This is a genomic window from Vulcanisaeta distributa DSM 14429 (assembly GCF_000148385.1).
Classification (GTDB): domain Archaea; phylum Thermoproteota; class Thermoprotei; order Thermoproteales; family Thermocladiaceae; genus Vulcanisaeta; species Vulcanisaeta distributa.
This window is the reverse complement of the sequence record NC_014537.1, coordinates 29,331-50,920: the sequence shown is the minus strand read 5'-3', so window position 1 is coordinate 50,920 and position 21,590 is coordinate 29,331. Positions and strand designations below refer to the sequence as shown.

Below are 21,590 nucleotides of genomic sequence, written 5' to 3'. Positions count from 1 at the left end.
ACCCACCAATGGATTATCCAAAGAATGAGTCAAGGGTTGACTCCCTCCTCTTACCCATGGCCTTCTTAAGCCTCTCGATTGCATTCCTAACCCTCTCCTCATTGAAGTCATGCTCGTGAACCAGGAACTCAACTATCCCTCTCTCATCGGGTTGCCCAAATTCTATTTTATAATTCGGGTTGTATGGCGGATTTAGGAAGTAATCACGTATCTTTAGTGGGTCCGTTGGGAATTGCGCATTCTTTAATGGGCCCTGGAGTAACTTCTCAAGGCCGCCAAATTCCTGGATCAGCCTAAGGGCTCTCTGCGGCCCAATGCCTGGCACGCCATCTGGGTTTAGGTCGGTCCCGAGGAGTATTGCCAAGTCTATTAACTGCGTCCTGTCCTTAAGCTTCAATGCCTTAAGAACCTCATTGAGTTCTATTATCTCGGGTTTAATCTCGATGTACTCATCCTTATTCGGTAATTTCCTACGCCCGGTTATGGCGAGGTTCCTGACTAACCTGGGTGCTCCGAACAGTAATGAGTCATAGTCCTGACTACCCGCGGCCCAGGCCTTGCCCTCCCTGGCTATTACAGCTGCCTGAGCCTCACCATCAGCCATTGCCTGAACCACTGGTATGCCCATTAACCTCAGTAGCTTCTTTGCATCCTCAACCATATCATCAGTTAGAAACAACGCCCTCTGCGCGTACTTCCTAGCCTCCTCCCTCTTACCCTCCTCAAGCAACTTAACCCACTTATCCATGGCCTCCTCCCTAACCTTCCTCCTCCTCGCAATCTCCAGCGTCTTCTCCTCAGGTGGCTTACCATCAAATACGTACACAGGCCATATCCTATTCTCAAGAAAGTTTATTGTTCGGTATAATAATCCGCTCAGGTGGCTCGTTATTCTCCCCTTGGAATCCATGAGTGGTGTACCATCCGGCTGCCTAATTGACGCTAGGAATTGATAAAGTGCATTATACGCATCCAATGCCACTATCCTATTTGATAATTGGGTGAACTCTACGGTCTTTCTGACACCCTCTGGAATTAACTTACCGAGCTCAGTAACGCCCATTTAGGTAACCCAACTAAACTTATGAAGCAAGCCATTTATCTCTTTCCCTAATTAATCCTTAACAACCCTTATATGGTACGTAGCCCCATCCTTCCTAACAACCTTCTGAACGATTATCAACCTACTGAGCTCAAGCCTCATTAATGCCATTAAAACCTCCTTCTCCGTAACGTCTGGATACCAAGCCCTCAGCGCCTGCATTAGGTCATTAAACCACATGTCGCCCTTATCCCTTATTAAATCCATGATCAAAGCCTCAATGGGCACAGGCCTTCTCATATTTCCTGAACCAGGTTATTGCTTGTGAGGAATGTTTTATTTTTAATCCCTACACATAGAGCGTTGGCGCCCTCTGCCTCTCACGCGCCAACGTCTGCTTCATTCTCTCGTACCAGGCCTCATAGAACTTAATCATCTCAGGCGTTATTGACGGCTTAATCTTCTTCATGGCCTCAATGAAGTGCTTCATTGATACCTCACCAGCGCCATTCACCTCCCTCATGGCTAATAAACCTGCCTCCCTAGCCAAAAGCTCAATATCCGCACCAGTGTATCCCTCAGTCATCTTCGCCAACTCCATTAAGTCAACATCCTTAGCAAGTGGCATGTTCTTGGTATGTATCTTGAGTATTTCGAACCTAGCCCTAAGGTCTGGCGGTGGCACGTAAATTATCCTATCGAACCTGCCCGGTCTAAGTAGTGCTGGGTCAACGATGTCGGGCCTATTCGTTGCGGCTATAACAACCACGTTATCAAGCCTCGACACGCCATCCATCTCAGCCAACAACTGCGCCACTATCCTATCCATTGCAGGTGAATCCTCCGCATAACCCCTTGCTGGTGCTATTGCGTCTATTTCGTCGAAGAATATTACGCATGGTGCTGCCATTCTTGCTTTTTTGAATATTTCCCTGATTGCTCTCTCGCTTTCTCCGAACCACTTGCTCAGTATTTCAGGACCACGAACAGCAATAAAATTCGCATTACTCTCCGTAGCCACAGCCTTAGCCAAAAGAGTCTTACCAGTACCAGGAGGACCAAACAACAAAATACCCTTAGGAGGCTTAATACCCATCTTCCTAAACCTCTCCGGGTACTTCAACGGCCACTCAATGGCCTCCCTAAGCTCCTGCTTAACCTCCTCAAGGCCACCAATATCGCTCCACCTAACCTTTGGAATCTCGATATGAATCTCCCTGAGTGCGCTGGGTACAATCTCCCTCATGGCCTCGAGGAAGTCGTTCATCGTGACCTTGATCTTCTCAAGATCCTTCCTAATCTCCTCATCCTCCTTATTAACATCCAGGATACCGGACTGAAGAGCCTTCCTCAAGGCTCTCATCGCAGCCTCCCTAGCCAAGGCCGCAATATCGGCGCCGGTATAGCCATAGGTTATCTCAGCCAACTTCCTTAAGTCGACATCCTTAGCAAGTGGCATGTTCCTCGTGTGTACCTGGAGTATTTCGTACCTACCCTCAGTATCCGGTGGATTAATCCAGATCTCTCTGTCGAATCTTCCTGGTCTTCTTAGTGCTGGGTCTACGGCTTCTGGTCTGTTGGTTGCTCCTATTACGATTACCTGGCCTCTTTCCTGCAAACCATCCATGAGCGTCAATAACTGCGCCACAATCCTCTTCTCCACCTCACCCGTAACCTCCTCCCTCTTCGGAGCAATAGCATCAATCTCATCAATAAAAATAATGGCAGGAGCATTCTTCTTAGCCTCCTCAAAAATCTCCCTCAACTTAGCCTCAGACTCACCATAATACTTCGAGACTATCTCGGGGCCATTAATGGCTATGAAGTACGCATTAGTCTCAGTCGCAACCGCCTTAGCCAGTAAGGTCTTACCAGTTCCAGGGGGACCAATGAGTAAAACGCCCTTAGGAGGCTCAATACCAAGGTATTCAAATATCTCTGGATGCTTAAGCGGTAACTCAACAAGCTCCCTAATCTTCTCCTTGGCCTCCTTTAAGTCTCCAATGTCTTCCCAAGTAACCCTTGGTATGTTAACGTTCTCAACGGGCTTCTCGTAAATCATCAAGTTGGTATCCTCATCAATTATCACTGGTGCATCATTTGGTTTGGCCTGCACGACTTGGAATGTTAGTGGTTGACCGAGCACCTGTATCTGCACTAAGTCGCCCTCCATTAGTACGTAATCCCTAAGCTTCTGCTTTGTGTATTGTACGAAGTTCTGATCAACGCTTATCGTCATGTTGACAGGTGCGAGCTTAATGGTATTAGCCCTCTTCGCCTCAACCTTCTTAACCCTAACCTTTTGGTCAATCTCCACATTCGCGTTCTTCCTAATGATGGCGTTCATCCTAATGATGCCCTTACCCTCATCCTCAGGAAGCCCGTACCAAACCTTAGCCGCAGTCCTCCTCTTACCCTCAATGAGTAGTATCATGCCTGGCTCAATGCCGTAATTCCTCATGACCTCAGGATCAACCCTAACAATGGGCCTCTGGGCATCCCTCTGCTTCGCCTCCTTAACTATCAATTCAATCCACTCATCAGCATGACTACCCTCCATCATACTCCTACTCCCTTATTACTCGTGGAATTAAAAAACTTATTGCGTTATTAGTTTTCACTGACTTATTTTGAGTTCAACGCTTAGAAGCCGAGCCTGGTGAAGTACTCAAGCTCAATACTGCCAATGCCCTCAATCCCACTTAGTATGTTCTCAACCTCATCGCTGGAGTGCTCCTCGGATTCCTCAGGCATCCTTATGTAGACCCTAAGCGCCTTAATGCCGAAGCCTATGTCCTCCTCCTCAACCTTATCCACCTTGTACTTAGGCTCGAGAGCCTTCTTTATTTCATTCTTCAGCTCCTCATAATTAACGTCCGACTTACTCGGCGTAACCCTATAGACAAGGTATACCTCTGCCATAGTATTGGCGTGGTAAAATTAAGCATTTATTAACCCTTCTATGGACGATAATATGAATGGAGAGGGGACTGACAATAGTACTAATAGCATCACTAGCCTTCTTCTCCGTGGTACTCGTGAGGTTCTCCATACCATCACTACTACCATACCTAATTGGGCTGAATGGCATTAATACTGTGATGGGGGGCTTAATAATTTCAGCCCTCTGGGTGGGCTATACGATATTCCAAGTCATAGGCGGATTAATAGTTGATAAGTATGGGTATAACGTCGTAATTTACGTACTAATACTAATCTCAATAATTAATGTCCTCTACCCAATCATAATCAACCAATACTACCTATTATTAATTGTTCAGTTCATCATGGGTTCGCTACTCGCGATAGCTTACGTGGCACTGATAAGCATGGTATTATCGAATTATAGCAGGGGAGGTCTTGGCGCGGGTATTTACCAGAGCATGTTCTTCCTGGCATCATCGGTCTCAATAATGATATCACCACTATTATTCTCGATAAATAGATTCATACCGTTCATTGCATACTCTATCATCGTCATTTCATCAATAATACCAGTGGCTAAGGTACCAAGGCGTGGTAGGGTTGGTGGTACTATTTACATTGGTCCTGGTAACCTGAGGATACTTGGCATGGGGTTCATTAGATTATCCTCGGGCTTCTCATACCTTGGTTTCCTTAGTTGGTCAACTTACTACGTTGTTCATGTGCTTAAGGTTTCACCATCATTTAGCGGCTTTTATGCCTTCCTAGCGTCCATAATGGGGTCTGTGGGTGCCGTGATTGGCGGATACCTTGGTGATAGGGTGGGGTATGCATTACCGAGTATCTTATCCTCATTATTATTAGCGATAATAGTCTCGGTTATACCCAGGCTATCAATTTTATACCTACTGGCATTCCTAATGCTACTCCTGGGCTTCTTCTACGGTTTTTACGCGGCACCCTCAATCGCGATTTCGAGACTCACGACTAACATTGGCGCGACGAGTGGGTTTCTTAATTTCATGAGTCAATTAGGTGGTTCGATATCACCCTATGTAATAGGTTTCCTACTTCAGTATTACGACTTTCCAGAAACATTACTAATTATAGGTATTGCATCGGCAGCGTTGGTGATCATTGGAGCAACCTTATTATTTTACAAAAGAATTACTTAACAAGGTATACTGGTGGTGATTCACTCAATACCTCGTAGTTCCCCACGGGTTTCCCGAACCTAATCTCCCTAATCTTATGCATAGCCTTTAGCTCAAGCTCCAGGGGCTTAAGGACCTCAGGTGCGTATATGACCCCGTCAATGGGCTCATTAAGGCTTAAACCAGACTTATTCTTATACGTCCATATTGCCCTGTTGAACTCCATGAATGGCTCAAGCATGTTGAGATATTCCTTATTATCGAATCTTGGATCTGGATCCTCAATCAACTGCCTATGTATTGACTCACCGTATAGGCTCCTCCATATTTGGTCCGTCACAAAGGGCATTATGGGTGCGAGGAGCTTAAGCACCGTCTTCAAGACCTTATATAGCGTGAACCAGGCGCCCCTCTGCTGCTTCTCCGTGAATAGGCCATCCCTATTATAGGCCCTCGACTTAACAGCCTCAAGATAGTGATCGGCAAAGACGTGCCATGTAAAGTCGTAAAGCGTGTTGATGGGTACGTAAACATCAAACTCATTATACGCGTTTAAGGAGGCCCTAACAACTTCGTTCAACTTAGCCAATATCATTAGGTCTAGTGGTGTTAATTCATAATTATCATTAACCTCGGGGAATGAGGAAACGAACCTAGCAATATTCCATAACTTAACCGCGAAGTCGTGGCCTGTCCTTATTAATTGCTCGCTATACCTATAATCACTACCGAGCTTCGCTGACGCAGCAGCCCAGAACCTCGCCGCATCGGCGCCGTACTTCTCCACTGGCGGTATTGGGTCTATTATATTACCCTTGGATTTGTGCATGGCCTCGCCCTTCTCATCAAGTCCCATGCCGCTTATCCTAACGTACTTAAAGGGCGGCTTACCGTAGAGTAGGTATGCCCTAACCACGGAGTAGTACAGCCAAGTCCTGATTATGTCATAGCCCTGGGGTCTAAGTATGCTGTGTGGGTAAACCTTCTCGAAAACCCTTATATTGGGCTTGGTGTAGCCTGTGGCGTATATCCAGGATATTGATGAGTCAAACCAAGTATCCAACACCCTATCCTCACCCACCAATTTACCGCTTGGGCACTGCTCCTTAACCTCGGGTGGTGGTTCGTCCTTCCACGGCCTATAGTACTTACCTGGCTTTGGAACAATGGGTTTCGCATTACCCTCCTCATCAATGCAGTACCAAATTGGTATCTCGGTACCGTAGTATCTACGCCTCGATATGGGCCAGTCAAACTCGAGAGACCTAATCCAATCAATAAGTGTCTGTGCGTATTCGGGCGGTTTAATAATCATCTCGTTCTGCACAAGCTTTATTAGTTCATCCTTAAACTGAAGTTGCTTTAGGAAGTACTCCCTAGTCACTATTATTTCTATTGGTGTCTTACACCTCCAGCAAATTGGTATTGTATGTCTAAGAGGCTCCCTCTTAACGAGCAGACCAGCCTCCTGAAGGTCCTTAATTATCACTTCCCTAACCTCCCTAACATTCAGCCCCTTATACTTACCTGCCAACTCATTCAATGTGCCATCTGGATTAACAATGATCTTCATGGGCAGTTTCAACTCATTAACAACCATCAAATCCCGAGTATCGCCAAATGTACTTATCATCTCAAGGCCCGTGCCGAAGTCGGGCTTAACCGATGGATGTGATACGATGGGGACCTCCTGGTTTAATGGAGGAACAATGGCGTGTAAACCCTCCAACCTCTTATACCTATTATCGCCTGGGTTGAAGGCGACGGCAACAGTGGCTGGTAATAACTCAGGCCTTGTGGTCGCTATGATTATGTCCTCACCGGTCTCCTTAACCCTAAACTTGATGTAGTTTAGGTACGAGTCCTCCTCCCTATACTCAACCTCAGCCTCGGCCAACGCAGTCCTACACCTTGGACACCATAGGGTTGGCCTACTCGCCTCGTAAATCAAGCCCCTATTCCATAGGTTAATGAACGTCTCTTGCGTAACCCTCCTGTACTCCTCACTATCCGTGCCATTCCTCCAATAACTGAAGGAACCACCCCAACGCCTAAATATACTCACGAATTCGCCTTCATACTCATCAAGGAACTTCCTACACAGCTCAAGGAACTTCTCCCTAGGCACTTCATACATGTTTATACCATACGTCTTCTCCACCTGGACCTCAACGGGCAATCCATTTCTATCGGCATAGAATGGGAATATTACATTGTAACCCCTCATCCTGAAGAACCTGGCAATCATGTCGATTTGGGCATAATGCGCTATGCCACCTATGTGAGGCCTCCCTGATGGGTATGGCGGTGGCGTGTCAATTACTATTGTTGGTCTCTTTTCATCAATATTAACATCAAATAAACCCTCCTCCTCCCACTTCCTAATCAACTCTACCTCCTTTGAGATATCCCATCTCTTCTCCTGAAGCCTGGGTTTAAACTCCATACCAATAAAGGTCCCAACACCTAACTCTAGAGTACCTTTAAAAGATAACTCATCCATGTTGCGCAATAATACGTGAGCCAACGTTAAATACTCCTCGCGAGTTACATAGCAAATAAGTTTTTAAACCATGACTTCTTGGGGCTTGCTTGTGGAGGTATTGTATAGGGACTTTGCAATGTCATTTGAGGGTAAGGACAAGGTACTCGGTGAATTCCTAATTAAGTTCACGGCAGATAGGCCAGGAATACTCGCCGCATTATCTAACGTATTCGCGGACCATGGGATAAATATCCTCAACATATCCGTCAATAGGACCCAACTACTCCTACACTTCGTTGTCGACCTCACAAACACCGACACATCACTAAATGATCTGGAGAAGGAATTGAAGAGGTTCTCCTTCGTTGAGTGGGTTAAGTATAGGATTGTTGAGAAGGAGGCCTTTATGGTGCCATCAATGATTATGCCCACGTTTAGGGATAAGCAGGTTCTCGTAATTGAGCTGGAGAGAACTAAAGACCTATTAACAAACCCGGAGTTCAGGAGGATAATTAGGGAATTGGGCACGTACGATGCATCACTCCTACGTAACAGCAATCTTAGTGAGCTCATTAAAATGGGGCAATTCAGAGGGTTAGGAAAGGTTGTGCTCACTGAAAGGGATGGAACCATTACTATCAGGTCCTGCTCTGAATTGAATGATAAGCACGTAATGGAGGAATTAATGATTGAGTACTATACGGGGTTCTTATCACAGATTCTAAAGAGTAATGTTGAGGCTGTGGGTAGGAGTTACGAGGGGGATTGCGTATCCATAAGTTTCAAGGTCCTTAAATGATTCAGGTATCTCTCCAATAAACCCGCCCTACTCATTAATTCGCAAACCCTGCACACATCGCCAGATGTTGGTTCACCACAGTACTTACACCTTTTTAGTGGTACATTCACGGCCTTCTCACCCATTAGGTTTGCCAGTGAATCACCGAAGGATACCAGGGAAAACTTAACATTTGGGTTATCCCTCTCCCAGTGGGCGAGCGTGAACTTAAGCTCATACCTAGGGTTACTATATACGAAGGGACACTCAAGCTCCATCAGTGGTATTCCGTGATAATAAGCATATAGCGCAATCTCCTCCTCCCTCACAAAACGAAGAGGCTTAATCCTTGGTATGAAACCCTCCCTATCAATCTCAGGCCTTGGGCCAAACCACGCGAATCTATCTAAGTCATTGCTAAGCACGTTAAGTAATACCGTCTGCGACTCATCATCTAGGTTATGCCCAGTCGCTATTTTTGTTAGGCCTAGTTGGCGGCCGATTATGTTCATGGCCCTACGCCTTAGTACGCCATCTATCGTACACATATGCACATTAATGCCCTTAGACCACAACCCATGCGCTATGTCCGTGGCTGTAACACCAAATAACTCCTTGAACGTATACACCCTATAGGGTATGTTGAATTCCTCACTCAGTTTCTGCACGTAATCAACCCTAGCCATTCTATAGAAGCAACTGTAGGGATGGCCCTCATTAATACTGAACGCAATCAACTCGACATTCCTTGGTATTTTGCCCTGTCTCCTGAACTTACCCAATAAATACATTAGGGTTAGGCTATCCTTACCGCCACTTATTGCAATGCCAATTCTATCATCATCACTTATTAATCGATACTTCCTAATTGTTCGAAGCACGGTATCCTCGATAGACCTAAATAAGCAGTTAAGGCAAAGCTTCTCACCGCTAGACACCCTGTAATAATTCGCGGGTCTCCTACCACACCTCGTGCACATCGGCACATCCATAACCCTATTTAACACCGTTTAAACAAACCCATTCTTAAATTACTATGCTATCCCTCAGAATAACCGGTCCATCTCCTATATAGGTCATTCTCAATACCCAGCAGGTCAAGGACCCTACCAACTATGAAATTCACCATATCATCAATCGTCCTTGGCTTATTATAAAACGCTGGGGCTGCAGGCATTACAATAGCACCAGCCAATGTGACTAACTCCATATTCCTAATATGTATTAAATTAAGTGGTGTTTCCCTAATAACCAGGATTAATCTCCTCCTTTCTTTCAGCGTCACATCAGCCGCCCTGGTGATTAGGTTATCAGTTATTCCATGGGCTATGGCTGCCAGGGTCTTCATCGAGCATGGTATGATTACCATACCATCATGCTTAAACGACCCACTGGCTATTGGCGCACTTAACTCATTCTCACCATAGACCTTATCAGCAAATTTCAATACCGATTCCCTGTCGAGACCGACCTCGTATTTCAATATACTAATCGCAGTATTACTTATGACTAGGTGAACCTCTGAGTCAGTGGCATACTTCTTAACCATCTCCAGAAACCTTACACCATAAATAACACCGCTTGCTCCAGTTATGCCTACGATTATCCTCCTCACATCACTAATAAGGAGATCCTATAAATAACGTTAATGCCTAAGGCTATTAATTATGTGTAATATATATTTCTATGTAAAATTATTTTAAAAGAAGTAATTGATCGTCACACTCTATTGTTTTTTATTGACATCACTACATACATATTTATCATTACCTGCCAGGTAATAGGATTAAATCCTCTACGTTTTGCGTCTTGCTTCTCGAATTCTCCCTATAAAGCAGGTCCCTTATCGCTATCCTAATAGCCTCACTTCTACTTGGGAATATCCCCTGCTTCACGAACTCGTCAAGCTCCTCAAGCATTTGCTTGGGTATATGCACGCTTATCAGCACCATCTTCTCCTTCGCCTTGGTCTTTGGCATGGAGAATTAGATAATTACAGGATTTATTAAGATTCTCTGCCGTGAACTCTGTAAGTATCTTCGAGCGAGAAGGTTAACATTATTTACAAAATACTAATTTTATGCACCTACGTCCTTTATGGACTCAAATATCGAACGCCTATAGTACCTCTTGGATATGTCGGGTGGTACGTTCGTCAATTCATCCTCAGGTAATATACTAATAACATCCCAAGCAATATCAAGTGTCTGCTCAAAGGTTCTTCTCTCATAATAGCCCTGGTTAATGAACCTACGCTCAAACTGTTCAGCAAATCTGAGATACCTCCTCTCACGCCAGCTTAGGTTAGTTTCACCAACGAGTAGGGCCAGGTTCCTAACGTCTAATGCCCTTGAGTACGCAGCAATTAATTGATTAGCCACGTATTTATGATCATCCCTGGTCTTACCCTCACCAACGGCATCCTTCATAAGCCTCGATAGGCTCATTATCACGTCGAATGGTGGATAAATGCCCTTGCCCCATAGGGTCCTACTTAGGACTAATTGCCCCTCGGTTATGTAGCCGGTTAGGTCTGGTATTGGGTGTGTTATGTCGTCATGAGGCATCGTGAGTATTGGGAACTGGGTGATGCTACCCTTCTTACCCTTAGCCCTACCTGTCCTCTCGTATATCGTGGCGAAATCCGTATACATATAGCCTGGGTAACCACGCCTACCGGGTAACTCACCCTTTGACGATGATAACTCCCTAAGAGCCTCCGCGTAGTTCGTCATATCCGTTAGAATGACAAGTACATGGTAATCCCTATACCACGCCAGGTACTCAGCAATCGTTAATGCAGTCCTCGGCGTCAATATCCTCTCGGCAATTGGGTCACTCGCTAGGTTAAGAACCATGACAAGTCTCCTTAATGCGCCAGTCCTCCTAAACTCGTTTAAGAAGAACAACGCCTCCTCAGACTTAAGGCCCATCGCCGCGAAGATTATTGCGAACTCCTCCTCATGCCCCCTAACCGTTGCTTGCCTAGCCACTTGGGCAGCGAGCATGTTATGCGGTAGTCCCGTACCACTAAATATCGGCAGCTTTTGACCTCGAACCATGGTGTTCAACCCATCAATAACACTCACACCAGTCTCTATCGGCTCTTCAGGGTACTCCCTGGCATATGGGTTGAGGGGCTCACCATTTATGTCTAGGTATTCCTCAGCAGGTGGTAGTGGTAATCCATCCCTAGGCTGCCCCTTACCATCAAGTACCCTACCCAGTAAGTCCTCACTAACTGGTAACCTGAGGGTTCTGCCGTAAAACCTCACAGTACTGCCCTTGGCAGGCAAACCAAGCGTGCCAGTTAATACCTGAGCGACTGCATAATTATCGCCAACCTCAACCACCTGTACCATCCTCGGCTCGCCATCTGGGCCTACGACCTCACCAATCTCATTATAGGCAACGCCCCTAGTCTTCTCAATGACAATTAATGGCCCCTTAACCTCCCTAACCGTACTGTAAGATACAATACCCGGCATTGACTCTATGATCTTACTCATCGATTTACAGAGTTTTACAGCACTTATTAATTTTTATTCTACACGAGATCACGGACTAAAATCAATTTAATAACCCTCGCATTTCACTGCTAAGCAGTGCCGACGCTTAAGGATGTCGTTAAGCCATTAATACCTAGGGAGCTTTGGGATAAGGTACCAAGGAGCTTCGACATAGTTGGCTCCAGGTCTGGCGCTATCGCAATTATTGAAATACCGCCAGAGCTTGAGGGTTACAAGTTTGTGATCGGCGAGGCAATAACTAAGTTAAATAAGCACGTTAAAACCGTGCTCAGAAGGATTGGAGCAAGAGAAGGTGAGTTTAGGTTGTATAGGTATGAAGTCCTGGTTCCGGGGCCTACGGAAGTCATCCATAGGGAGGGCAATTACTTAATTAAGGTTGATCCCACTAAGGCGTACTTCTCACCTAGGGATCAGGGTGATAGAGAGGATATTGCTAAGCAGGTAATGCCTAATGAGGTTATTTTATACCCGTTTGCTGGTGTTGGTCCTTACGCAATTGCCATATTAAAGAGACAACCATTGGTTAAGTTAGTCATTGCTATTGAGCTTAATGAGTACGCGTATTACTACATGCTCGATAATATTAAGCTGAATAAGCTTGAGGGTAAGGTATTACCACTACTCGGTGATGCCGCAAGATTAATGGGGTTATTCTGCGGTGTTGATAGGATTATACTAACCCTTCCCCTGGGTGCCCATAAATTCCTCAGGCAGTCATTGATGTGCGTTAGGGATGGTGGTATTGTTCATTTTTATCACCTGGGCGCTGAGGAGAATCCTTATGGTGAGGCCGAGGGCTTGGTTAAGAGCTACTGTGATGAGTTAGGTTATGAGTGCCAAGTCGTTAATAGGAGGGTTGTTAGGGATTATGCTCCATATGTGTATAAGGTTAGGCTAGATATTAAAGTTGGTAAGCTTTAGATCTGTGTGTTAGGTTTATAAAACTACACGTGTAAACCCATATGATGGAGCAAAGTGAGCGTAGAAGACGACTTCTATTGATGATTGGACCACTTGAGGCTGAGGTTATTGGCATACTTAATGAGCTTAAGGAGGCCACGGCAATGACCATATGGGAAGAATTAACCAAGAGGGGTAGGAAGACTGCCTACACCACGGTGCTTACAGTATTGAGTAGATTGTACACTAGGGGGTTCATTAATAAGCGTGAGAAGGTCATTAACAATGTTAGGCAGTTCGTCTATGAGCTATCAATACCATATGAGGTAAAGAGCGAGATTATTAGGGAGCACATTGGTTTGATTATTAAGATGTTTGGTAAGGACGCTATCCAGATAATTAAGGATTATTTAAATGAAATTAGTGAGAAATAGTGGGCAGGGGATTTTTAATTACATGAATCTTGGTACTTCACCCTGCTCTCCCTGCTGACCCCTCTGCGGCACAATACCCCTCTGCTCAATGTAGAGCCTCAGTATGTCTGGTATCTCATTTTCATTCTCCATCTTCCTGAGTATGTCCACGTACCTACTCGTGTGGTCTATATCGAGCTTAACGAATTCGATGGCTATATCCCTAAGCCTCTCCTCTAACTCCTTCAACATGTCTATGGGCATTATCGAGGTTATCATTGGGTTGTTAAGCCAGGACTCAAAGTCCTTGAGAGTCCTCTCTATGTAGTAAAGCATTGCCTGCGCTGACAGTAGTAGTGAGAGTCTATCCTGGGTGACTATGTAATCACCGTACTTCTGCAACTCATCCATGAACCTCTTCTGGTCCTTAACCCAATTCTCCAGCCTCGTTATAAGCCCAGCTATGTGGGCTCTTATTGCCTGTCTTTTTAGGTCCTCGGAACCCATATCCCTTCCTGAGTAATCACGTAGACCTCTCTATTAAACCTTTTGTATCTATTAAATGCTAAAGAATACCGAGTACTACCCCTAGGATTATCATCGTCAGTATCGGTAATACTATCAATACTATGAAGTGCTTCTTCCAATCCATGACACCTCTCTCCGCAGCCCTTACCATGTTATTAAATGAATCGCCTATCAACCTAATACCCTCAACAATGACTGGGTAGTACCTTACACGGGTCATTGCCAGGTTATTGAGACAACGTTTAACACTCCTCCTCACATTCCTCATTATTAACTCGTGACTTATTGAATCACCAACTATCTTATACCCCCTACTCCTCGTGAACCTGGCTATGCCCGTATATTGATGATTATCCGTTGTTAATACCTCAACAATATCAAAACCATTCCTAAATTCATTAATTATAGCGTCAGCCAACTCTCTCCTTAAATTATTACCATCAAATATAACCAGTAGGACCTTCTTACCATTTATGTCTAAGCCCCACGTTATTAAACCATTATCACCAATCTCAAACTGTATTGGGCCAAAGGCGTACTTAGGCACGTGGCTCACGCACGACTTAATCTCAAGCCTTTGATCCTCTAACTCCCCAATTTTGCTTAGCAGTGACGCTAATTCATTAATGTCGTTTTCATCCCATGTATTATCATCTGAGTAATAATTCTGGGCATCTACCAGGATTACATTATCCCAATCAAGTTTTACTCTCTTTTTCAGCTCCTCATAAACGTTGAGAGGAATGTCATCGCTAGACTTAACGAGCCTACTAATAATTATGATGGATTTTTCACAAAGTGGTATATGGGTTATCCTGAAATTACGGCTCTGTACCTGGATAGGCATTTTACCAGCACATTCATTACTTACATATTGCCCATTCAGATATTCCCTAACCTTATTAGCCACCGCCCTAACTACCCTACGCACATCAACCCTAGTTGCCGGGTCTAACTCGTGACTGCCAACACCGTGCATGTAAACCACCGGGTTAACGTAACGGCTTAGTTCGCTGACGAGGTCGCTAATTAAATAACCACCGCCAACTTTAGCTATTGGGCCGGCATGAAGCTCGGGTATTGTGACTGGATAAGTATTGTTGTTGTTATTGAGCATGAATAGGTGAACTTTAACGTCCCTAATCACAGACCTCTTACTCAATTCCCTCTCAAATGGCTCTGAATACTCAAAGAGGGCTGTGTATAAGTATGAACTAAACAACCTGAGTATATCGACACCTCCATATGATGCCTCGAACTTAAAAATCACGTAGTAAATGAATAGGAAGGAGAATACGTAAAACGTTAGATCTAAAATTACGTACTTCATAGGGCTTATCGTGCCAATTAGGAAGTATGAAATTAATTGAATAAGTAATATACTTGGCAGGGTATATAGTGGGTATAGTATGTATTTCTTCATGGAGTTCCCATTATGCTCAAGACCCCTTAATACCATTATCATGGCACTTAACGGCAAGACGAAGGATAACGCGCCAAAACCAACCACAAATTTATGGGTAACCAATGTTATTAGTAGGTCGATAATGACCGCAAGTGCCGTACTAAATAACGATAGTGTCGTGCCGAAGCCCCTGTATGACTGTATGAAGACCATAGCCCTAAGGGTTATGAGTACTGATAGGAACATTACACCATAAATAACCAACGATTTGAGGTATACAATTATTGTTTCACGTACGTATAGACTCATTAGGTAGGGAATTACGATAATGAGCAGTATCAATGAATACTTTATTGAATCTCCTCCTCTAAACACGATTGTGTAGCCACGCTCAAATGACCTACTCTTTTTCACGCAAGCTGAGCCTGCACCTTAGATTATTTAAAGATCACTCATTGGAGGCCTCACGTTGAACTAATTCGAGAAGAACACCATTGAGACTCTTTGGGTGTATGAACGTAACAATGCCCTCAGCACCCCTACTTGGCTTACCGGTTAGTACAAGGCCAGCCTCCTGCACTCTCTTGATGAATTCCTCCAGGTCATTAACCTCAAGGGCTATGTGATGAATACCCTCACCCCTACTCTCAAGGAACTTAGCCACTGTCGAACCTGGATTAAGTGTTTCAAGTAATTCAATCCTCGTATTACCAAGCCACACCATTACGACCTTAACCCCCTGCTCCTCAACAATTATCGGATCACTAACCCTAAGCCCCAACTTCCTGAACTTTTCAACAGCACTGTTAAGGTCCTTAACCGCGACTGCTACGTGATCGAGCCTCGGCATCTCCATACCCAACAACCTCCTCGCCGCTTCCTGCGGCGACAATTTACCATTAACAACCTCATTTTCAAGCTCCTTACTCTCGTTAAGTCTCTTCTCAAGTATGTCATAGGCATAAAGTCTCATTTCAAGCAATCTCCTGCTGGTTAGGGATTCATTCAATTTACCATTGCCAACCAACACCCTAAACCTATCATCAATGAGCTTGAGAAGCTCATCAACGCCATAACCATATAAACCCGACACCTTAATCACGGCTGGCTTCCAGGAATCACCCTTAACCTCCCTCATCATGTCAACCATAGCCAGCAAATCCCTATACGTAGACTCTGATGCTTGATTGTCAGACTTTGAAACAACGTATATATCCCCAATCTCCATAAGACCACTCTTGAGGGCTTGAATCTCATCGCCAGAGAGTGGTGGTACCAGGACAAGTATTGTGTCGGCTACGTACTTAACGTCAGTATCCGATTGCCCAGCACCGACGGTCTCAATAAATATGTAATCCGCGCTGGCATACTCTAGTATGTTCACCGCGGCTATCGTTGCATAGTTAAGTCCTCCACGAATACCCCTGGTCGCCATACTCCTAATGTATATGTTAGGTCTCGAGGTGAGTTCCTGCATCCTAATTCTATTACCCATGAAAGAACCTCCTGTAAATGGACTCGATGGATCAATCGTGAGGATCGCAACTCTCTTATCCTGAGGTATCCTCCTAGCCATTGTATATATTAATGTACTCTTACCTGAACCTGGCGGTCCAGTTATGCCAATTACATGACTCCTACGTTGTATGTTTAATGGTATCTCAACACCCTCCTCAGCCAACGTTATTAACCTGGCAATGGCTGCCTTATCCCAATTACGTGCCCTTTCAAGTAATTCATTAATGCTCATTGCTGAGCACCTACGAGCTTCTTAACTATCTCAATGATCTCCCTAAGTGGTGTACCAGGACCATAAACACCGGCTACACCCATCTTAAGCAATGCATCCCTATCCTCAGGGGGTATTATCCCACCAACCAGTACGGGAATGTTTAAACCCCTCTCCTTCATTATCCTCATCAACTCACCCACAAGCTCCATGTGCGAGCCAGACAATATACTAATGCCTATTAGCTTGGCATCCTCCTGAATTGCCGTCTCAACAACCTGGCTAGGCGTTTGCCGAATACCCGTGTAAACAACCTCAAAGCCTGCCTCGGCTAATGCCCTAGCAACAACCTTAGCACCCCTGTCATGCCCATCAAGGCCAAGCTTTGCAATGATTATCTTAGGCTTAGGCATACTTCATCACTAACCATGCATCATACCCTAAAAATCTTTTCCTTAGTAAATAGATGGTGGTTTATACTCACCCCAAACATCACGTAACACACCCGATATCTCACCGACGGTTGCCTTAGCCTTAACCGCATTCAGTATGTATGGGAACACATTCTCATCCTCCCTATCAGCCACCCTCCTCAACTCATTGAGCGCCCTCTCCCAAGCCTCCTTATCACGGCTCTCCCTAACCTCCCTAACACGCTTAATGCTCCTCTCCCTAGACACTGGGTCCACCCTATGAAGCTCTATGTGCAGTTCCTCCTCTTCCCTAAACATGTTGACCCCAATCACGGCTATTTTACCCTCCTCAACCATCCTCTGATATTGATATGCCGATTCGGCAATAGCCCTCTGTGGGTAGCCAATCTCCACGGCCTTCGTCATACCACCAAGCCTGTCAATATAGTCAATTATTTTCATGACTTCCTCTTCGATTGTGTCGGTGAGCCACTCAATATAGTACGAACCACCCAGCGGATCTATCGAATCAACTACACCACTCTCATACGCTATCACCTGCTGAACCCTCAATGCTAACTTCACGGACTTCTCCGTAGGCAACGCCAACGCCTCATCATAGGCATTAACATGGAGTGATTGGGCACCACCGAGTACGGCGGCTAATGCCTGTATCGTAGTCCTAATAATGTTAACCTCGGGTTGCTGAGCTGTTAATGCGGCCCCCGACGTTTGTACGTGGAACTTCATCCTCATTGACTCAGGCTTTTTGACACCAAACCTCTCCTTCATAATCCTCGCATAAAGCCTACGAGCAGCTCTAAACTTTGCAACCTCCTCAAAGAGGTTTGTCGTTGCTGCGAAGAAGAAGGATAAGCCGGGCGCGAAGTCATCAACATTCATCTTCCACCTATTTATCACCCAATTAGTGTATTCAATGGCATCAGCCAGCGTAAAGGCTAGTTCCTGGACTGCCGTGGCCCCAGCCTCCCTGAAGTGATAGCCACTGATGCTTATTGGATGCCACTTGGGCAGGTTCTTTGATGTATAGGCTATTATGTCTGTTGCGTACCTCATTGAGTGTAACGGTGGGTATATGTATAGGTTCCTGGCTATGAATTCCTTGAGTATGTCGTTCTGTATCGTACCATCAAGCACAGCCTTATCAATACCCCTACTCTCAGCAACCGTTATGTACATGGACAAGATCTCCGCAGCCGTGGCATTTATGGTGAATGAGGTCGTTATTTTACCGATATCAATACCATCAAAGAGGATAGACATGGAAACGACCTCAGGAACTGAAACACCGACCTTACCCACCTCAGGATATGCGAGCTCATGGTCAGGGTCAAGACCTAATTGCGTCGGTAAGTCGAAGGCCACGCTTAAGCCAGTCTGCCCCTGCGATATGAGGAATTTATACCTCCTATTCGTATCTTCTGGCGATCCAAAGCCTGAGTACTCCCTAAACGTCCATAGCCTTGACCTATACATGCTTGGGTATATACCCCTGGTGAATGGGTACTCGCCTGGAAATCCCAGCTTGTCCAGGTATTCGCCCTTAATGTCGAGTGGCGTGTACAGCGGCTTCACATCAACCCCAAATGATGTTACGAATTTTCTCCATTCAGGTAATTTCCTAAGGGTCGGTAATAGGAATTCTCTAACCCACTCATCATACTTTTCCTTAATCTTATCCGTACTCTCCATTAATAAATTACAATTAATTATTAACTAATAAATCTGTCTTTATCCCGTGGCATTACTTAGTAAGTAATTCACGGCATCATCGACAGACTTAAACACACGACCACCCATGCAGTACATGGCCTGGGCAACTAACTTATCGGCATGATTCATAACACCAATTATGTTTGATGATAGTGGGTAGTCATCAAGCATCGAAGCGGCAATTCTACCACATTCCCTCAACTTAACCCTCATTGTATCGAGGGCTTGAAGTTCGGGCGTAGTAGCTATTATCCAGCCAAGCGGCCCTTTAAATCCACGGCATAGCTCAGCAACCTTAGCCATTAATAAGTCCTCGACATTTTTAACCCTAGTTAACCTATCATCACTGCCCTGAACGAGGTAAGCATTTAACTGCATGGAGAGGGCCATAACGATAGCCGCTATCCTACTTACTGCATTATCATTAAAGTTGAGCCTAGCATTATTGGCTATGTTCGTTAATTCATCTAGGCACCCCATTAACTTTATTGGCGCCGAGTCCTTACGAACTCTAACCCTCTTACCAAACAGCGGTATTACGCTGTAGCCACTATCGCCAGGGCATTTGATGCTATCGTCGACCTCCTTGCAATCCACAAATAAAGGTAAACGGCACTCGTTACTCATTATATATCAATTGTAAATTAGTCATTATATAAATTTATTTCATTATTAATATTCATTTAATTAAGGTTGACCTTAGTCTCGAGTTGCGGGATAACGAATTCAAGCCCCAGGCGCCTCAGGGTATCCTTCCTCGGTATACCCCTCTCATCCCAACCCCTCAATTCATAGTACCAACTAAGCATTCTCTGATAACCATCATGATCAAGCTTAGCACCCTTAAGCGGACCTTTACTCAACGGTCTCTTAAACCACTTAGCAGGTGGTGTGTCATAGGCCCTATCCCAATGACCATACTCCCTAATCCAGAACGCCCTAATTAATGTATAAATCCTATTATTTATGGTGCTTAGTATCTCCATGTTCATGTCCATGCCCGTGGCAGCCTTGAACAGGCGGAAGTACCAATCAAGCTCAAGCCCCACCTCAACCCATGGGAACCTACACGTCACTATGGTCTCGAATAAACCGCCCCTAATGTCCTGCATCTCGATCAATTTCTCAACCTTCTCCCTGGTATAGTCAAACCTACCCCTTTGAACCTCCCAGGATATTAACCAGGCATCCTTATGATGAGCACCAATGGGGCTTGTGGAGAATGCCAGCGCCATTCCCGGTGCTGCGTGGCAGTCATAGGCACTTACCTCTAAGCCCTTAACATGCATCGCAAACTCCGTCGCCTCAGGCCCCAACTCCATTGATGCTGCCCTAACCCCCCTACCAAGTAGCCTACCTAACTTCGTCCTCTGCAGCGCTATGTCCATGGCAACCTCAGCAGCCCTCTTATAATCACCCCACTCAATCCTCTCCTTAAGAAGACCCTTCTCTGAAGCTTCCATTGCAAAGCCAAGCGTGGAGCCTAGGCTTATCGTATCCATACCCATCATGTCAGCAATCCTATTTAAATGGGCAACCTTCGCTAAGTCACCAATACCAAGATTACTGCCAAGCATTGCAATATTCTCATAATCCAACTCAGCAAGCTCACCCTCCGCATCCTTAACCACATGCCCGCAAGCCATAACGCACTGTGGGCATGACCTGGTCATGACCTTACTCCTCTCAACTGAGAACCCGCCAATCTTCTCATACTCATCAAATTGACCCTCGGTATAGTTATACGTCGGTAATACACTGGCCTCCTGCGCCCATTCAACGGTTGACGTGGTTCCCTGCCTCATCCAGAATGGGTAGTTCGGCTTAGACTTCGTGGCCACTATCGCATCAACACCAATCTTCCTAAGCACCGGGTCCGCGACCTTAATGTCACCGTGACCCCTCATCACCACCGCCTTCAGGTTCTTACTACCCATGACGGCCCCCATGCCAGGCCTACCACCACTACGGCCCTTCTGAGCAACAATCGTTGCAAACCTCACGAGCCTTTCACCAGCAGGCCCTATCAAGACCATGCCAACGTCACTACCGTGAACCCTCTTCAGCTTATCCTCCGTGGTGAACGTGTCAAGACCCCATAAATCCTCAGCACTATTAAAATCGACCCTAAACTCGTCGCCCCTATTCTCGATGTATAGGTACGTGGGTCTCTCGGCCTTACCCTCAATTATTATCATATCGAGCCCAGCCTTCCTCATGTGAACCGCTAACCATGTACCGACATTGCCATCCCCATAACCACTTGTTAATGGACTCTTAGCAGCCACGAGCAACTTACCGCTATTGGGTATTGGTAACGCCGTCAATGGACCAACAGCCAGTATTAACTTATTTAATGGACTTAATGGGTCGATGCCAGGCGGTAGCTCGTCCCAAAGCGTCTTTACCGCAAAGCCCCTGCCACCAATGTAATTCTGTGCAAGGGATGGGTCTAACTGCTGCACGATGAATTTTTTCCTAGAGAGATCAATCCTTAATATACGTCCACCCCATCCAAACATAGCGGCGATTACCTAAACACGTTATAAATAAA

The 21,590-nt window shown here is 45.3% G+C and carries 20 protein-coding genes; 4 read left to right on the top strand and 16 right to left on the bottom strand.

All coding sequences use genetic code 11. From position 1 onward, the window contains the following. Positions 1-13 precede the first annotated feature (13 nt). The 4 genes from fen to VDIS_RS00250 form a co-directional block, all read right to left on the bottom strand. Positions 14-1,063, bottom strand: coding sequence for a flap endonuclease-1 (fen, locus tag VDIS_RS00265; protein ID WP_013335194.1), 1,050 nt, complete (start codon positions 1,061-1,063; stop codon positions 14-16). Positions 1,064-1,114: 51 nt separating this feature from the next. Beyond that, positions 1,115-1,342, bottom strand: a complete 228-nt coding sequence (locus tag VDIS_RS00260) for a hypothetical protein (protein WP_013335193.1) — start codon at positions 1,340-1,342, stop codon at positions 1,115-1,117. A 49-nt stretch (positions 1,343-1,391) separates the two neighbouring features. Then, complete coding sequence (locus VDIS_RS00255) at positions 1,392-3,605, bottom strand: CDC48 family AAA ATPase (RefSeq protein WP_013335192.1); 2,214 nt, start codon at positions 3,603-3,605, stop codon at positions 1,392-1,394. A gap of 80 nt (positions 3,606-3,685) precedes the next feature. Next, positions 3,686-3,964: an elongation factor 1-beta gene (locus VDIS_RS00250; protein ID WP_013335191.1), complete on the bottom strand. Its 279-nt coding sequence runs from the start codon at positions 3,962-3,964 to the stop codon at positions 3,686-3,688. A 56-nt stretch (positions 3,965-4,020) separates the two neighbouring features. Between VDIS_RS00250 and VDIS_RS00245 the strand changes: the two genes are divergently transcribed. Beyond that, positions 4,021-5,142 carry an MFS transporter gene (locus VDIS_RS00245; RefSeq protein WP_013335190.1) on the top strand — a complete coding sequence of 374 codons (1,122 nt, stop codon included), beginning with the start codon at positions 4,021-4,023 and terminating at the stop codon, positions 5,140-5,142. Here the strand turns inward: VDIS_RS00245 and VDIS_RS00240 are convergent. Then, positions 5,135-7,567, bottom strand: coding sequence for a valine--tRNA ligase (locus VDIS_RS00240; protein ID WP_013335189.1), 2,433 nt, complete (start codon positions 7,565-7,567; stop codon positions 5,135-5,137). The two genes, VDIS_RS00245 and VDIS_RS00240, sit on opposite strands and share 8 nt — an antisense overlap. Before the next feature lie 148 nt (positions 7,568-7,715). Here VDIS_RS00240 and VDIS_RS00235 point away from each other — a divergent pair, with 148 nt between their 5' ends. Then, the gene (locus VDIS_RS00235; RefSeq protein ID WP_013335188.1) at positions 7,716-8,405 is read left to right on the top strand and encodes an ACT domain-containing protein; all 690 of its coding nucleotides are present in this window, start codon (positions 7,716-7,718) and stop codon (positions 8,403-8,405) included. On the opposite strand, the gene VDIS_RS00230 is transcribed toward VDIS_RS00235, so the two are convergent. From VDIS_RS00230 to VDIS_RS00215, 4 genes are all read right to left on the bottom strand, one after another. After that, on the bottom strand, positions 8,360-9,376 hold the full coding sequence (locus tag VDIS_RS00230) for a TIGR00269 family protein (RefSeq protein ID WP_013335187.1): 1,017 nt from the start codon (positions 9,374-9,376) through the stop codon (positions 8,360-8,362). The genes VDIS_RS00235 and VDIS_RS00230 overlap by 46 nt on opposite strands. 47 nt (positions 9,377-9,423) lie before the next feature. Continuing rightward, positions 9,424-9,999, bottom strand: coding sequence for a UbiX family flavin prenyltransferase (locus tag VDIS_RS00225; RefSeq protein ID WP_013335186.1), 576 nt, complete (start codon positions 9,997-9,999; stop codon positions 9,424-9,426). Between the two features lie 151 nt (positions 10,000-10,150). Continuing rightward, positions 10,151-10,363 (bottom strand): ribbon-helix-helix domain-containing protein, encoded by a 213-nt coding sequence (locus tag VDIS_RS00220; protein WP_013335185.1) that lies wholly within the window; start codon positions 10,361-10,363, stop codon positions 10,151-10,153. 99 nt (positions 10,364-10,462) lie between these two features. Continuing rightward, positions 10,463-11,872 (bottom strand): V-type ATP synthase subunit B, encoded by a 1,410-nt coding sequence (locus VDIS_RS00215; RefSeq protein WP_171804866.1) that lies wholly within the window; start codon positions 11,870-11,872, stop codon positions 10,463-10,465. A 117-nt stretch (positions 11,873-11,989) separates the two neighbouring features. Between VDIS_RS00215 and VDIS_RS00210 the strand changes: the two genes are divergently transcribed. Both VDIS_RS00210 and VDIS_RS00205 read left to right on the top strand, forming a co-directional pair. Continuing rightward, positions 11,990-12,835 (top strand): class I SAM-dependent methyltransferase, encoded by an 846-nt coding sequence (locus tag VDIS_RS00210; protein ID WP_013335183.1) that lies wholly within the window; start codon positions 11,990-11,992, stop codon positions 12,833-12,835. A gap of 41 nt (positions 12,836-12,876) precedes the next feature. Next, complete coding sequence (locus VDIS_RS00205; RefSeq protein WP_245522528.1) at positions 12,877-13,248, top strand: BlaI/MecI/CopY family transcriptional regulator; 372 nt, start codon at positions 12,877-12,879, stop codon at positions 13,246-13,248. An 18-nt stretch (positions 13,249-13,266) separates the two neighbouring features. Here VDIS_RS00205 and VDIS_RS00200 read toward each other — a convergent pair whose 3' ends face one another. Genes VDIS_RS00200 through VDIS_RS00170 form a run of 7 tightly spaced genes read right to left on the bottom strand, consistent with a single transcriptional unit; the run spans position 13,267 to position 21,558 of the window. After that, positions 13,267-13,734 (bottom strand): DUF2153 family protein, encoded by a 468-nt coding sequence (locus VDIS_RS00200; protein ID WP_013335181.1) that lies wholly within the window; start codon positions 13,732-13,734, stop codon positions 13,267-13,269. Between the two features lie 58 nt (positions 13,735-13,792). Beyond that, positions 13,793-15,574 (bottom strand): DUF2070 family protein, encoded by a 1,782-nt coding sequence (locus tag VDIS_RS00195; protein ID WP_013335180.1) that lies wholly within the window; start codon positions 15,572-15,574, stop codon positions 13,793-13,795. A 34-nt stretch (positions 15,575-15,608) separates the two neighbouring features. Further along, positions 15,609-16,910, bottom strand: coding sequence for a methylmalonyl Co-A mutase-associated GTPase MeaB (gene meaB, locus VDIS_RS00190; protein WP_013335179.1), 1,302 nt, complete (start codon positions 16,908-16,910; stop codon positions 15,609-15,611). Continuing rightward, entirely contained in the window at positions 16,907-17,302 is a 396-nt protein-coding gene (locus VDIS_RS00185; protein ID WP_013335178.1) for a cobalamin B12-binding domain-containing protein, read from the bottom strand. Before VDIS_RS00185 ends, meaB begins: the two co-directional genes overlap by 4 nt. A gap of 42 nt (positions 17,303-17,344) precedes the next feature. Beyond that, complete coding sequence (locus VDIS_RS00180) at positions 17,345-19,015, bottom strand: acyl-CoA mutase large subunit family protein (protein ID WP_013335177.1); 1,671 nt, start codon at positions 19,013-19,015, stop codon at positions 17,345-17,347. Positions 19,016-19,054: 39 nt separating this feature from the next. Beyond that, positions 19,055-19,663 carry a hypothetical protein gene (locus VDIS_RS00175; protein ID WP_013335176.1) on the bottom strand — a complete coding sequence of 203 codons (609 nt, stop codon included), beginning with the start codon at positions 19,661-19,663 and terminating at the stop codon, positions 19,055-19,057. Positions 19,664-19,719: 56 nt separating this feature from the next. Continuing rightward, positions 19,720-21,558 carry an aldehyde ferredoxin oxidoreductase family protein gene (locus tag VDIS_RS00170; RefSeq protein ID WP_013335175.1) on the bottom strand — a complete coding sequence of 613 codons (1,839 nt, stop codon included), beginning with the start codon at positions 21,556-21,558 and terminating at the stop codon, positions 19,720-19,722. Between the last annotated feature and the right edge of the window lie 32 nt (positions 21,559-21,590).

Excerpts from the sequence above, each read along its gene's own strand:
- VDIS_RS00250 (WP_013335191.1), bottom strand. The coding sequence starts at position 3,964 with ATGGCAGAGGTATACCTTGTCTATAGGGTTACGCCGAGTAAGTCGGAC.
- VDIS_RS00260 (WP_013335193.1), bottom strand. The coding sequence starts at position 1,342 with ATGAGAAGGCCTGTGCCCATTGAGGCTTTGATCATGGATTTAATAAGG.
- VDIS_RS00175 (WP_013335176.1), bottom strand. The coding sequence starts at position 19,663 with ATGAGTAACGAGTGCCGTTTACCTTTATTTGTGGATTGCAAGGAGGTC.
- VDIS_RS00185 (WP_013335178.1), bottom strand. The coding sequence starts at position 17,302 with ATGCCTAAGCCTAAGATAATCATTGCAAAGCTTGGCCTTGATGGGCAT.
- VDIS_RS00180 (WP_013335177.1), bottom strand. The coding sequence starts at position 19,015 with ATGGAGAGTACGGATAAGATTAAGGAAAAGTATGATGAGTGGGTTAGA.
- VDIS_RS00170 (WP_013335175.1), bottom strand. The coding sequence starts at position 21,558 with ATGTTTGGATGGGGTGGACGTATATTAAGGATTGATCTCTCTAGGAAA.
- VDIS_RS00200 (WP_013335181.1), bottom strand. The coding sequence starts at position 13,734 with ATGGGTTCCGAGGACCTAAAAAGACAGGCAATAAGAGCCCACATAGCT.
- meaB (WP_013335179.1), bottom strand. The coding sequence starts at position 16,910 with ATGAGCATTAATGAATTACTTGAAAGGGCACGTAATTGGGATAAGGCA.
- VDIS_RS00245 (WP_013335190.1), top strand. The coding sequence starts at position 4,021 with ATGGAGAGGGGACTGACAATAGTACTAATAGCATCACTAGCCTTCTTC.
- VDIS_RS00240 (WP_013335189.1), bottom strand. The coding sequence starts at position 7,567 with ATGGAGTTTAAACCCAGGCTTCAGGAGAAGAGATGGGATATCTCAAAG.
- VDIS_RS00230 (WP_013335187.1), bottom strand. The coding sequence starts at position 9,376 with ATGGATGTGCCGATGTGCACGAGGTGTGGTAGGAGACCCGCGAATTAT.
- VDIS_RS00215 (WP_171804866.1), bottom strand. The coding sequence starts at position 11,872 with ATGCCGGGTATTGTATCTTACAGTACGGTTAGGGAGGTTAAGGGGCCA.
- VDIS_RS00220 (WP_013335185.1), bottom strand. The coding sequence starts at position 10,363 with ATGCCAAAGACCAAGGCGAAGGAGAAGATGGTGCTGATAAGCGTGCAT.
- VDIS_RS00205 (WP_245522528.1), top strand. The coding sequence starts at position 12,877 with ATGATGGAGCAAAGTGAGCGTAGAAGACGACTTCTATTGATGATTGGA.
- VDIS_RS00255 (WP_013335192.1), bottom strand. The coding sequence starts at position 3,605 with ATGATGGAGGGTAGTCATGCTGATGAGTGGATTGAATTGATAGTTAAG.
- fen (WP_013335194.1), bottom strand. The coding sequence starts at position 1,063 with ATGGGCGTTACTGAGCTCGGTAAGTTAATTCCAGAGGGTGTCAGAAAG.